Source organism: Halorussus marinus, assembly GCF_004521895.1.
GTDB classification, from domain to species: Archaea; Halobacteriota; Halobacteria; order Halobacteriales; family Haladaptataceae; genus Halorussus; species Halorussus marinus.
On the sequence record NZ_SBIR01000002.1, the window covers coordinates 36,406 to 49,523 of the forward strand.

The 13,118-nt window shown below is 68.0% G+C and carries 11 protein-coding genes; 3 read left to right on the top strand and 8 right to left on the bottom strand.

Annotation, left to right across the window (positions count from 1 at the left end):
* Window positions 1–194: 194 nt before the first annotated feature.
* The 3 genes from EPL04_RS02420 to EPL04_RS02430 form a co-directional block, all read right to left on the bottom strand.
* Entirely contained in the window at window positions 195–953 is a 759-nt protein-coding gene (locus EPL04_RS02420; protein ID WP_134669097.1) for an ABC transporter permease, read from the bottom strand.
* Window positions 950–1,933 (bottom strand): ABC transporter ATP-binding protein, encoded by a 984-nt coding sequence (locus EPL04_RS02425; RefSeq protein WP_134669099.1) that lies wholly within the window; start codon window positions 1,931–1,933, stop codon window positions 950–952. The genes EPL04_RS02420 and EPL04_RS02425 overlap by 4 nt, the downstream gene beginning before the upstream one ends.
* An 82-nt stretch (window positions 1,934–2,015) precedes the next feature.
* Entirely contained in the window at window positions 2,016–4,715 is a 2,700-nt protein-coding gene (locus tag EPL04_RS02430) for a PKD domain-containing protein (protein ID WP_134669101.1), read from the bottom strand.
* A 600-nt stretch (window positions 4,716–5,315) separates the two neighbouring features.
* On the opposite strand from EPL04_RS02430, the gene EPL04_RS18980 reads away from it, so the two are divergent.
* Window positions 5,316–5,684 (top strand): PGF-CTERM sorting domain-containing protein, encoded by a 369-nt coding sequence (locus tag EPL04_RS18980; protein ID WP_209019546.1) that lies wholly within the window; start codon window positions 5,316–5,318, stop codon window positions 5,682–5,684.
* Between the two features lie 38 nt (window positions 5,685–5,722).
* Here the strand turns inward: EPL04_RS18980 and EPL04_RS02440 are convergent, their stop codons facing one another.
* Window positions 5,723–6,394 carry a DUF7546 family protein gene (locus EPL04_RS02440; RefSeq protein ID WP_134669102.1) on the bottom strand — a complete coding sequence of 224 codons (672 nt, stop codon included), beginning with the start codon at window positions 6,392–6,394 and terminating at the stop codon, window positions 5,723–5,725.
* A gap of 2 nt (window positions 6,395–6,396) precedes the next feature.
* Window positions 6,397–7,806: a heme o synthase gene (locus EPL04_RS02445; protein WP_134669104.1), complete on the bottom strand. Its 1,410-nt coding sequence runs from the start codon at window positions 7,804–7,806 to the stop codon at window positions 6,397–6,399.
* A gap of 113 nt (window positions 7,807–7,919) precedes the next feature.
* On the opposite strand from EPL04_RS02445, the gene coxB reads away from it, so the two are divergent.
* Entirely contained in the window at window positions 7,920–8,618 is a 699-nt protein-coding gene (gene coxB, locus EPL04_RS02450; protein ID WP_134669106.1) for a cytochrome c oxidase subunit II, read from the top strand.
* Between the two features lie 172 nt (window positions 8,619–8,790).
* Here coxB and EPL04_RS02455 read toward each other — a convergent pair whose 3' ends face one another.
* From EPL04_RS02455 to pdhA, 3 genes are all read right to left on the bottom strand, one after another.
* Window positions 8,791–9,450: an HAD family hydrolase gene (locus EPL04_RS02455; RefSeq protein WP_134669108.1), complete on the bottom strand. Its 660-nt coding sequence runs from the start codon at window positions 9,448–9,450 to the stop codon at window positions 8,791–8,793.
* Window positions 9,451–9,551: 101 nt separating this feature from the next.
* Entirely contained in the window at window positions 9,552–10,412 is an 861-nt protein-coding gene (locus tag EPL04_RS02460) for a cytochrome c oxidase subunit 3 (protein ID WP_134669110.1), read from the bottom strand.
* 95 nt (window positions 10,413–10,507) lie between these two features.
* Window positions 10,508–11,578 carry a pyruvate dehydrogenase (acetyl-transferring) E1 component subunit alpha gene (gene pdhA, locus EPL04_RS02465; protein ID WP_167599396.1) on the bottom strand — a complete coding sequence of 357 codons (1,071 nt, stop codon included), beginning with the start codon at window positions 11,576–11,578 and terminating at the stop codon, window positions 10,508–10,510.
* 206 nt (window positions 11,579–11,784) lie between these two features.
* Between pdhA and EPL04_RS02470 the strand changes: the two genes are divergently transcribed.
* The gene (locus tag EPL04_RS02470; protein WP_134669112.1) at window positions 11,785–13,095 is read left to right on the top strand and encodes a M28 family peptidase; all 1,311 of its coding nucleotides are present in this window, start codon (window positions 11,785–11,787) and stop codon (window positions 13,093–13,095) included.
* The last annotated feature ends 23 nt before the right edge of the window (window positions 13,096–13,118 follow it).

A 13,118-nucleotide genomic window follows, 5' to 3' on the forward strand; every position in this document is an offset into this window, starting at 1 on the left:
GCCGACGACGACCGAGCCGTCGATGAACGCGGTCGTGCTCTTGGAGTGGGCGTACTGTATCTCCGGATCCCGAATGTCGGTCCCTCGCGGGCTCTCGGTCGAGCAGTCGGATACCGTCCCATGCGGTAATCCAGAATGCGGAACGGTACGGCGCCGTTACGTCGTTTCGCTCGGATTACCGTCGGCGCTTGCGATCAGTCCGTCTCCGGGATCGCGTACGCGCCGGCGGCGAAAAAGGCGACCGCGAGCGCCGCCAGCACCGCCAGCTCGCCGGCGACCGGCCCGCCCGAAAACGTCAGTTGACGGACGCCGCGCGCGAAGTACGTCAGCGGCGAGACGTTCATCGCGGGTCGGAACCACGCCGGCAGGAGCGCCGGCGTGACGAACGTCTCCGAGAGAAAGAGCAGCGGGAGCGCGATGCCGTTGCTCGCGGCGATGACGCCGTCCTGCGAGTCGGCGGTGCTTCCCAGGATCGCGCCCAGTCCGCAAAACAGCGCGACCGCCAGCGCGGTGAACGCCGCCACCACCGCCAGATTCGCGGGGCCGAGCGCGAGGGCGGCGTCGGTCGCCAGCGTCAGCAGGCCGAGGATGAGCAACGCGGCGATCCCGATGATGAGGACGTTGACCAGCGTGTGGGCCAACAGCCACTCGGCCCGCGACAGCGGCGTGGTCGCCAGCTTCTCGAACCGGTTGCCCTCACGGTGGCGGGCCACGGTCGAGCCGACCCGCGACAGCGGCGTGAAAAGCACTACGACCGCCAGATACCCCGGGAGGTAGTAGCCCGGCGGCTCGGCGAACAGCCCGCCGCCGCCGGGATTGGTCCCCACCAGCACCGCGAAGATGAGGATGAGGATGACCGGGAAGAAGAAGGTGAAAAACACCGCGGTCCGGCGCCGGACGAACGCGTGCCACGCCGCGACCGCCTCGGATCGGATCCGGGCCGGCCCGCTCATCGGTCGCCCCCCGCGAGGACGGCATCGGTCGGCCCACCGACGCGGTCGGCGTCGTCGTCGCCGACCGTCCGGTCGGTCAGCCGGAGGAAGACGTCTTCGAGGTCAGGCTCTTTCCACGTCAGCGCGTCGTAGGCGACGCCCCGATCGTCGAGGGCCGCGACGACCGCGCCGATCCCCTCGGGGTCGACCCCGCGGACGACCAGTCCGGCGTCGGTCGGCTCGGCGTCGAAGCCGTCGGCGAGCGCGGCCGCCGCGTCCGAGCCGTCGAGTGTGTCCGCGCTCTCGTCGGGCGCGGCGAACTCGACGACGAGTCGGCTTCGACCCGCGTGGTCGGCGACGAGCTCCCCGGGCGAGCCGACCGCGACGAGCTCGCCGCCTCCGAGCAGTCCGACGCGGTCGGCGAGCCGCTCGGCCTCCGCCATGTAGTGGGTCGTCAGGAAAACGGTCGTGCCGCCGGCGGCGAGGTCTTCGATGAGCCCCCAGAGGGCGCGCCGGCCCGCGGGGTCGATGCCGGTCGTCGGCTCGTCGAGAAAGAGCACGTCGGGGTCGTTGACCAGCGCGGTCCCGACGCAGGTCCGGCGGCGCTGGCCGCCCGAGAGGTTCTCGTAGCGGGTGTCGTCGGCCGCGTCGAGGCCGACCTCCGCGAGCACCGCGTCGGGGTCGCGGGCGTCGTCGTACAGCCCCGCGTAGTAGGCGACCAGCTCGCGCGCGGTGAGCCGTTCGGGCGGGTCGAACGACTGGGGGAGCAGTCCCAGCCGGGAGCGTTCGACCTCGCGCGGGCGCTCGCCCAGCACCGAGACCGTCCCCGAATCGAGGTCGGTCGTCCCCGTCAGGGCCCGGACCAGCGTGGTCTTGCCCGCGCCGTTGGGGCCGATGAGCGCGAACACCTCCCCGTCGGCCACCGAGAGCGAGACCCCGGCGAGCGCGGCGGTGTCGCCGTACGTCCGCCGGACCTCCTCGGCGACGATTGCGTCGGTCATGGCCGGAGGTTGGGCCGTTCGGGGGTAAGGGGTTTCGGAACGCTCCGAGAACCGGAGACGGGCTGTCGGCGACTCCGGCCGGTTACTCGCCGGCCGGGGGCGAACGCCGCCCTATCAGCGCCGCGACGAGGAGTGCGACCAGCGCGGATCCGATGCCGAACCCGGGTACTTCGGACGTGACCGACCCCTCGTCGGCCGAATCCACCGAAACGCTCACCGGTCCGACCTCGGAGACCCGTCGGTCGCTGTCGTTGCGTCCGTCGAAGTAGTACACCGCCTCCCCGGTGAGATCGTACTCGCCGGGGTCGTTGAACCGGACGTGGACCCGCAGGGTTTGCTCGTCGCCCGGACCGACCGTGATGTAGTCGGTCCCTTTCCTGCTCACGACTTCCCCGCCCTCGACCGACGAGATAGACGCCCCCTCGGGGGGAAGTTCGAGACCGAGCTTCGCGTCGAGCGATCGGTTCCGGAGCCTGTTGGTCACCGTGAACGTGACGATGGCCTCGTCGCCGACCGACACGTTCGAGCGGTGGGAGGTGAACTGGAACGTCGCGCTCTTCTGAACGGTGAGCACGCGCGTGAGGACGCCCGGGACGCCCTCGCCGTCGACGACCTTGAGAGAGACGGTGTGCTTGCCGACCTCGTCGAACGAGTGTGACACCGTGTTCCCGTCCGCCTCGAACTCGCCGTCGGCGTCGAAGTCCCACTCGTAGCCGGTCACATTGGCGGGAGAGCTCCCGGTGAACACGACGTCCATCCCGTCTTTGGGCGTCTCGGGACTCCACTCGAACGACGCCTCCGGCGGGACCGCCGCCCGAATCGTCTTGCGCTCGCGTACCCGGTTGCCGGTATCGTCCCCGACCGTCAGCGTCACGTTGTGCGTCCCGGGGTCCGAGAACGTCCGCTCGACGGTCCTCCCCCGGAACGTCCTGCCGTCCTCGAACTTCCAGACGTAGTCGGTGACCCGCCCGTCCGGGTCGCTGGACTCGGCGGCATCGAACCGGACGGCGTTCCCCGTCCCGACCGGGTTCGAACCGAACGAGAACTCAGCGGTCGGAGGCTCGCTGACGCCGACGGTGCGGGTCGTAGACGCCGTCTTCTCACCGTTGTCCGTGACTTCGAGGCGAACGCGGTACGATCCCTTCTCGGAGAACGAAATCGTCGCGGTCTGTCCCGACGCGACGTGGCGGTCGCCGACGTACCACGAGTAGTCGTGGATAGATCCGTCGGTGTCGTTCGATTCTGACGCGTCGAGTCGAACGTCGAGCCCGTCGTCGGTCGAGACCGTGTAGTCGAACCGGGGCTCGGGAGCGTCGTTCGAGACCGTTATCGTCCGACTCACGGTCCGGGTCTCCTCGCCGTTATCGGTGACTTCGAGCCCGACTGTGTAGGTGCCGGCCGTCTCGAACGCAGTCGAGGCCGTCTGGCCGGTTGGTTCGCCCCAGCCGCCGTAGTCGCCGTCGCCGTTCGTGTCCCACACGTAGGAGGTGATTTGGCCGTCGGCGTCCGTCGAGCCCGACGCGTCCAGCGTCACCGTCTCGTCGGGCGCCGGCTCGGACGGCGAGAACGTGAAGTTCGGCTCTGGAGGCTCGTTGGTGACTGTTATCTGCTTGGTTACGGTCGTCGACTCCTGGCCGTTATCGGTGACTTCGAGCCCGACGGTGTAGGTACCGGCGGTGTCGAACGCCACCGAAGCCGTCTGGCCGGTGGGCTCGCCGTAGTCGCCGTAATCGCCGTCGCCCTCCGTGTCCCACGCGTAGGACGTGATCTGGCCGTCGGCGTCCGTCGAGTCGGTGGCATCGAGCGCTATCTCCTCGTCGGGCGCCGGCTCGGACGGGGAGAAACTGAAGGTCGCGGTGGGCGCATCGTTCGTCACCGTCACCGACTTGCTGAACGTCTTCGATTTCCCGCCGTTGTCGGTGACTTCGAGCCCGACGGTGTACGTTCCGGCGGTGTCGAACGACATGGTCGCGGTCTGGCCGGTGGGCTCACCGTAGTCGCCGTAATCGCCGTCGCCCTCCGTGTCCCAGTTGTACGACGTGATCCGGCCGTCGGCGTCCGTCGACCCCGACGCGTCCAGCGTCACCGTCTCGTCGGGGACCGGCTCGGATGGCGAGACGCTGAACGACGGTTCTGGCGCCTCGTTCGTCACCGTCACCGTCTCCGTCACGGTGTGGGTCTTACCGCCGTTGTCGGTCACTTTCAGCCCAACGGTGTAGGTCCCGTGGCTATCGAACGTCTTCTCGGCTGTCTGGCCGGTGGGCTCGCCGTAGTCGCCGTAGTCGCCGTCGCCCTCCGTGTCCCACGCGTAGGAGACGATCTCGCCGTCGGCGTCCGTCGACCCCGACGCGTCGAACGTCACGGTATCTCCCGCGACCGGGTCCGACGGCGTGTAGCTGAACGACGCGGTCGGCGCTTCGTTGGTGACCCGTATCGTCTCGGTGTAGGTGTCGGTATCGCCGCTGTCGTCGGTCACTCGCACGCCCACCGTGTAGGTCCCGTGGCTATCGAACGTCTTCTCGGCTGTCTGGCCGGTGGGCTCGCCGTAGTCGCCGTAGTCGCCATCGCCCTCCGTGTCCCACTCGTAAGAGGCGATCTCACCGTCGGCGTCCGTCGATCCCGACGCGTCGAACGTCACCGTGTCTCCCGCGACCGGATCCGAAGGGGAGTATTCGAACGTCGCAGTCGGTGATTGGCTCGCGCCCGCGAGACCTGCTCCGGAGAGAAGAAGCACTGCGACCACGACTGCGTACGAACGGCTGTCGAAAGTCATGAATTCCATTCGTATGTTGACCGTCAGATGTCGGCCTTATAGCTTTCGTTAGACGAGTAATTACAGATCAAGTATACGTCCGAGAATTTGGATGAGTGCCCGACTGTGGCCCGACTATTCGTCTTATTGCTAGCTAATGCGCTACAGATTAGATGTAGTTAGCAAGATATAAGTCGGAATATCCGAGTGGAACGCACGAACTGAGAGATGATACGGAACACGACACGAGTCGTATCTGTCGCTATCGCATTCACGGTGTTGCTCTCCGCTCTCGCTCTCCCGGTCGGAGCGAGCGGTCTCGCTCTGGCGCAGGACGGCGGCAACGACGCGACTGCTACTGCGACGACGACGGAAACGACTACGACGACTGCTACGACAACGACGGCGACTACCTCCTCGACGACGGCGGAGACGACTACGACAGCCACTCCGACGACCGCAGAAACGACCACGACCGCGGCGTGTGAGCCGGGAAGTTCGGAGCCGAAGCTTTCCCAATCGCGGCTCTACGCCGCCCAGAAGACGGTCGAACCCGGAAGCCCCGGACGCATCGCCGGTGGCTTCCAGGTCGACCCGACTGCCCAGTGCCCGGTCGTGGTCCACATCACGATGTCGGTCCCTAGCGGAATGTCCATCGAGGGATCGTCGGACATCGCCAGCGCCGGTGCGGGGATGGTCACCGCGAAGTTTACCGTTCGCCCCGGCGCGAACGTCAAGGACATCGCCGCGAACGTGTACAGCCAGAACACCGGTCAGCGAACCGTCACCGCCGACATCCAGTACTGGCCGGAAGGCCACCAGGAGATGGCCCGCGAGATCGACGGACTGAGCTTCACCTACGACGTGAAAGAGCCAGCGACGCCCACGCAGACGGGGTCGGAGGACGGTGAGGGCCTCCAGATCTCCACGCCCGGCTTCGGTGTGATCGCGACGCTCGGTGCGCTCGTCTGTGCGTTCGCGCTTCTCCGGCGCGAGTAACTCCTTCTTCGTCCGATTTCGAGAACGCGTCGGATCGGTCACCGACCGACGGTCGGGCGCCACACCAACAGCCCGACGGTGACGGCGAACGCGACGGTCCCGAGCAGGTACGACCACTCGCTGGCGGCCGCCGCGACAGCCGTGCCGCTGCCCGCCACCGCGCCCGCGACGCTCGCGAGGACAGGCCACGTACAGCTCACACACGAGACCAGCCCGAGCAGACCGGAGACGGCCGACCCGGCGGCGTCGAGGACCGACGCGTACACCAGATACGCAAGCGTCAGGTAGCCGACGACCTTGTACGGCATCAGAGTGAGCTGGACCGCCGTCCCGCTGTAGACGAGCGCCGGCCCCCAGCCGGGCGGGAGCCACGCCACCCGCCAGCCGAGCGCGTGGTCGACCCCGACCCCCGGCGAGACAAGCCCGCCGACCGACGCCAGCACGAGCAGGTAGCCCGCACCGATCGCCGCCCCGACGTACCGGGCGCGGCTCGATTCGGCGACGAGGTCGGTTCGGCCCACCGCCAGCGCGCTGAGGTTGATCCAGACGAACGGGTAGACGAGGTAGCGCCACTCGGTGACGGTCACGTCCGCGACGAGGAGGTACGCGGCGGTCAGGATGATTTCGGTGTTGACGACGAGTCCGGCCCACAGCAACGCGTCCCGGTCGGGGGTCAGCCCCGCGAGGTCGAGATCGAGGGTGCGGCTCATGGTCAGAGGACCAGCGCGTCGGCGACGACCGCGAGCAACAGCGCGCCGAGGTAGGCGTTCGAAGCGTGGAACGACCGGAACGCCGCCCGCTCGGTGCGCTCGTAGTGGAGGCGGACCACCGCCCAGAGGAAGAGGGCGCCGAACGCCACGCTGGTCGCGGCGTAGAGCCACCCCAGCGTCGTGACCGTCGAGAGCACGCCGGCCGCGAGCAGGGTCGCGCCGAGGTACAGCAGGATGTGCTTGCGGGTAACCGCCTCGCCGCGAACCACCGGCATCATCGGGAAGCCCCCGCGGGCGTAGTCGTCCCTGTACGCCAGCGCGAGGTTGTAGAAGTGGGCGGGCGTCCACAGGAAGATGACCCCCGCGAGCACGAGCGCTGGGACCCCGACGTCGCCCGTCACGGCGGCCCAACCGATCAGGGCCGGAAGCGCGCCCGCGAACCCACCGATGACTGTGTTCTGGACCGTGTTGGGCTTGAGGATGAGGGTGTAGACGACGCTGTAAAAGACGATGGCGAACAGACCCAGCACCGCCGCCAGGAGGTTCACCGAGAGGAACGCGACCAGCGAGAGCGCGGCCAACAGCAGGCCGAACGCCACGGCGTTGCGCACCGGGATCCGGCTCGTGGCGGCCGGGCGGTCGGCGGTCCGGTTCATCTTCCGGTCGACGTCCCGTTCGAGGACGTGGTTGAACGTTCCCGACGCGCCGATCGAGAGCACGCCGCCTGCGAGCGTCGCCACCACCGTTTCGACCCGAAGCGCGGGGCCGGCCGCGAGCGCCATGCCGGCCGACGCGACCAGACAGAGCAGCCACATCAGCCGGGGCTTCATCAGCCGGAAGTACGCGCCGACTGTCCGCCGAGCGCGTGCGAGCGCGGACGTGGGCGTCTCGCGGGGCTGGGTCGGGGCGTCGCTGGCCGGCGCCACCTCGTCGGGGTCCTCGACGCCGCGGGGCTCGTCGTGGGTCTCGGGTTCGAGCGTCCACGCGAGCGCGAGCACGACGCCCGAGAAGATTCCCATCCCGACGAGCAGGTGGAGCCCCGACAGCAACGCCGGGGTGGCGGTCGTCGCCGCGAGCGCGCCCATCCCGATCTGGACCGGGTAGAGCGCGGTCGCGATGCCGACGCCGAGTTTGACGCGACGCGAGACGTCCGAGCGGCGCAGGCCGACGACCGCGGTGGCCGCCAGCAACAAGCCGACGCCGAGCGCGGCGACCCGGTGGCCCCACGCGATCGCGAGCTGGGGATCGCCGAGCGGGACGACCCACTGGCCGTGACACGCGGGCCACGTCGGACACGCCGCGGCGGCGTCGGTCAGCGCGGTCGTCGCGCCGACGACCACCAAGAGGTAGACGCCGATCGCGGTCGCTGCGAGCAGCGAGACGAGCCGGCGGGGAGAGCCTTGTTCGGTCACGCGAATCCTTGGTCGTATCTTCCATCTCGTCGTATTTAGTAGAACCGAAATCGGGGCCGGACGGCCGCCAAGTCAGTAGGTATTTATGGAAATCGTCCTAAGTTGGACCCAGTATGAAAGCCAAGCGGACAGCGCTCACAACGCTGCTGGGCGTCGGGGTGCTCGCCCTGTTCGCCGATCCGGTCCTCGCTCAGGGGTACGACTCCACGACCGAGGAGCTGATCCGGTCGCTCAACACCCAGTTGCTGTTCATGGCGATCCCCATCACGGTACTCGTCGAGGGGATCCTCATCTACACGGTGTTGAAGTACCGCAACAACGACGATCCCCAGCCCACCAAGGAGAACCGTCGGCTCGAGATCTCGTGGACCATCGCGACCGCGCTGGTGTTGCTGGTCGTCGGCTACGCCTCCTACGGCGTGATGGCCAACGACTACGTCTCGAACACGGGGGACCTCGAAGCACAGGGCGACGCGGTCGAGATCGAAGTCGTCGGCGAGAAGTACCTCTGGACGTACAACTACGAGGGCGAGAACGTCTCGACGACCGGGACGATGGTCGTCCCGAACAACACCGACCTGTATCTCCGGATCACCTCCTCGGACTGGATACACGCGTTCCACGTCCCGGAACTCGGGCTGAAGCAAGACGCCATGCCGGGCACGCACAACACACTCAAGACGAAGGTGACCAGCGAGGGGACCTACCAGCTCTACTGTGCGGAGTACTGTGGCGTCGGCCACTCCCAGATGCTCGGCGAGGTCGAGGTCGTCTCCCAAGAAGAGTACGAGGAGTGGCTCGACGAGCAGTAGCGCGGTTCTGACAGCGTCTCTGCGGTCGTCGGTTCTCCCGTTGCCGTACCCGTTCGACCATGACATCCGAGCGTGCGGACTCTTGTGTACGGCGACTGTCCCGTGACGGCGAGCCGAGGGCTCGCGACGCGTCGAAACGACTCCTCAATGGTGGCCGGGTCGCCGACCCCGTTCAGACCGCGCAGATGTCGTGGAGGTCTTCGAGCGAGTCGATGTCCCACGTCGGCCAGACGTTGAGGTACCAGTCGTCGCGGTGGGGTCGGCGGATGAACGCCGAGTCGATGCCCGCGTTCTCGGCGGCCCGGATGTCCGACTCGTTGTCGCCGACGAACAGGACGGAGTCGCCGTCGATGTCGGCGAGCGCCTTGTCGATGTAGTGGGGGTCGGGCTTGCACCGCCGGAGGCTCTCGACGATGGGCTCGCGGCCGTACGCCGTGTCGAAGATATCCGAGACCCCGAAGTGGTCGAGGACGAAGTCGACGGTCTCCTGTTGGTTCGAGCTCACGATCCCCATCGGGACGTCGAGGTCCCGGAGAGTGTCGAGGTCGTCGTAGAGGGTCTTTCGGCCCGCGCGGATCTCCTCTTGCTGGGCGCGCGAGAGCATCCGGTCGCGCTCGGCGAAGAACTCGGCGGCGTCGAGCCCGTACTCGGCGCAGACGTCGGCGACCTCGTTGGGGGTGGTTCCGACGGTCACGCCCTCGACGTGATCGGGGTCGGGATCGGCGATATCGAACTGTGCAAAGGTGTCCTGCACGGCCTCGCGGAGAACGTCGTAGCTCGTCCGGCCGACAAGGACACCGTCGTTGTCGAACACGACGGCGTCGTAGTGCATAGCGGATATGGGTGGTTCGCACTGATAAGCGTTTCCTGAACGCCGCGGCGGTCCCGGTCGCGAAAGCGACTGTGTTCGCGAGGTGAAAAGAGTGGGGCGTCTCAGAGCGTGATCGCCGCGCCGGCGTACAGCACGACCACGAGGAAGATCCACACCGCGTCGACGAAGTGCCAGTACATCGAGACCGTCGACACCGAGACGTGGCGGTCGGCGGTGTACTGTCCGTACAGCCCCCGGACGAACACGATACCGATGAGCACCGCGCCAAGCGAGACGTGGAGACCGTGGAGCCCCGTCAGCCCGAAGAAGGCGCTACTGTAGATGCCCGAGGTGAGATTGAACCCCTCGTGGACGATGAACTCGTAGTACTCGTATATCTGGCCGCCGATGAACACCACGCCGAGCAGGAGCGTCGCCCCGATGCCGACGACGAAGTTCTGCCGGTTGCCCTTCCGGAGTTCGACGTGGCCCCAGTGGAGCGTGATACTCGAAAGCACCAGCAGGGCGGTGTTAGCGAGCACCAGCGAGCTGAGCAACGGCGGGAGCTCGGCGCCCGTCGGGGGCCAGGTCCCCGCACGGATGAAGAAAAAGTACACGAACCCCGCCCCGAACGTCGCCAGCTCGGAGCCGAGGAACAGTATCATCCCCCATCGCAGTGAGCTGCCATCGCCGTGGCCGCCGCCGCTCCAGAAGGCCTTGACGAACGCGTGGTACACCCAGCCGTACAGCCCGACGAGGAACAGACCGACCGACCCCACGAACACCACCGAACCGTAGATGGCGTCGACGATCGGCTCCTCGCCCTGCGCGAGTACGAACAGCGCCGCGCCGATGTAGACGCCACCGGCGCCCAGCGCCGCGATGAACGGCCACCAACTGGCCTCGCCGAACCCGCGGGGCCAGTCCTCGACCGCCGGGAGGTGATGGCCGTGCTCTTCCGTTGAATCGTCCGCTACTGTCATACCGGTGGTTTGCGCGTCGAATAGTAAAAAGCCACCTGAACGCGTCCGCCCTGCCGGAGCCGACCGGCCGGGAGCGACCGCCGCGTCGGACGACCCTATCGGTCGACCTCGGGGTCGTCGACCACCCGCTCGCGCTGGCGGCGGAGTCGCTCGGGCGTCCGGGCGTAGACGTGCTCGAAGATGTCGTCGACGTCGAGGCCGGTCCGCTCCTCGGCGGCGACCACCGCCTCAGCGACCCGCTCGTCGGCCCACGCCCGGAGGTCGCGCTCGTCGGCGTCTGTCCAGCCGTGGGCGTCTTCGAGGTACTCGCGGGTGCGATCGAGCGGGTCCCGCTCGGCCCACCGCTCGACCTCCGAATCGTCGCGGTACTGCGAGGGGTCGTCGGTCGTGGTGTGGGCGCCCCGGCGGTAGGTGACCGCCTCGATGAGTCGGGGCCCCTCGCCGGCCTTCGCGGCGTCGAGGGCGTCGCTGACCGCGCCGTACACCGCCAGCACGTCGTTGCCGTCGACCCGGACGCCCTCGAAGCCGTAGGCCCGGGCCTTCTGGGCGATGGTGGCGCTCGCGGTCTGGCGCTCGCGGGGCACCGAGATCGCCCACTGGTTGTTCTGACAGAAGAACACCGTCGGCGCGTCGAACACGCCCGCGAAGTTCAGCCCCTCGTGGAAGTCGCCCTCGGAGGTGGCGCCGTCGCCGAAGCTGACAAGCGCCGCCCGGTTGTCGTCGCGGTAGTCGGCCGCCATGCTCACCCCGACGGCGTGGGGAATCTGTGTGGCGATCGGGATGGTGGGCGGGAACGTCCGGCGGCCCGGGCCGTCGGTGCCGTCGACGTAGTTGCCCTCGCCGAGGAGGTGGACCACCACGTTTTCGAGCGGGACGCCCCGACCGAGGTACAGCGCGTGGTCACGGTAGGTCGGAAAGCAAAAGTCCTCGGCGGTGAGCGCGGCCGCCGCGCCGACCTGCGCGGCCTCCTGTCCGCGGACCGGTGCGTACGTGCCGATCCGGCCCTGGCGGTGGAGCCCGACCGCCTTCTCGTCGAAGGTCCGGGCCAGCACCTGCTGGCGGTAGAGTTCCTCGACGGTCGAGGCAGGGAGGTCCGGGTCGGCCCGCTCGTCGACGGTGCCGTCGAGGTCGACGACGCGGTTCACGTCGGGTGTCTGGGTTGCCATAGCATCGATCACCGACTGTCCACCGGTGTAACGTCGCAGGACGTTATAAAAAGTCGGCATCATGAGAAAAGCTCGGTGGATAGACGACCGTATTGAAAAATCTAGTGAAGATTCGTAACCGATCCGCCGCCGAACCGGCGCCCGAGTAACGAACCGTCGGGTTTCGATTCGAAAAGCTTACCAGCGATCCACGAGCACGCGAACGTATGACACACTGGATCGGCGAGACGTTCACGAGCGACGCCGGCTGGAACCACCTCGAGGACCTCGTCGACATCGGCGACCGGATGGCGGGCAGTGAGGGCGAACGCGAGGGCGCCGAACTGACCCGCGACGCGCTCGAATCGGCCGGGGCCCGGAACGCCCGCCTCGACGAGTTCGACATTCAGGGTTGGACCCGCGGCGACAGCGAGATCCGGGCCGGCGGCGACAGCCTCTCGTGTATCGCGCTTCCGCGGAGCCCGGCGGGAACCGCCGCGGGCGAGCTCGTAGACCTCGGCTACGGGCTACCCGAGGACTTCGAGGACGCCGACGTCGAGGGCGACGTCGTGATGGTCGCGACCAACGTCCCGAGCCACTACGACCGGTTCGTCCACCGCCGCGAGAAGTACTACCACGCGGTCGAGGCGGGCGCGGCGGGCTTCGTGTTCAAGAACCACGTCGAGGGGTGTCTCCCGCCGACCGGGAGCGTCGGCACCGAGGACGACCCCATCGGGGACGTGCCCGCGGTCGGCGTCTCGAAGGAGGTCGGCGCGCGACTCGCCCGGCGTTACGACGGCGAGGAGGTCGCCGTCGAGGTCGAGGCCGACGCCCACGACGCGACGAGCCAGAACGTCCACGCCGAACTCGGCCCCGACACCGACGAGGAGGTGCTGGTCACCAGCCACGTCGACGCCCACGACATCGCGGAGGGCGCGGCGGACAACGGCGCCGGCACCGCGATGGTGGTCGAGATGGCGAAGGCGCTGGCGGCCCGCGAGGACGACCTCGACACGAAGGTCCACTTCGTCGCCTACGGCGCCGAGGAGGTCGGACTCGTCGGATCGGGGTACGACGCCGAGAAGCGCGACTTCGAGTCGGTCAAGGCGGTCCTCAACAACGACGGCGTGGTCCGGGGCCGCACCCTCTCGGTGTACACCCACGGCTTCGACGCGCTCGAGGAGGCCGCCAGCGAGGTCGGCGACGCGTTCGGCCACCCGATGACGACGATCCCCGAGCAGGGCCCCCACAGCGACCACTGGCCGTACGTCCAGTGGGGCGTCCCCGGCGTCCACCTCATGAGCGAGACCGGCGACGAGGGCCGCGGCTGGGGCCACACGTACGCCGACACCCTCGACAAGATCGAGGTCCGGGACCTCCGCGAGCAGGCGATCTTGCTGACCGAGCTCGCGGTCGCAGTCGCCGACGAGACGTTCGAGGTCGCGCCCAAAGACCCCGCCGAGATCGCGACCGCGCTCGAAGCCGAGGACAAGGCCGAGGGGATGAAGATCATCGGCGACTGGCCCTACGACGAGTAACGACGACTCCGTACGCTTTTCAT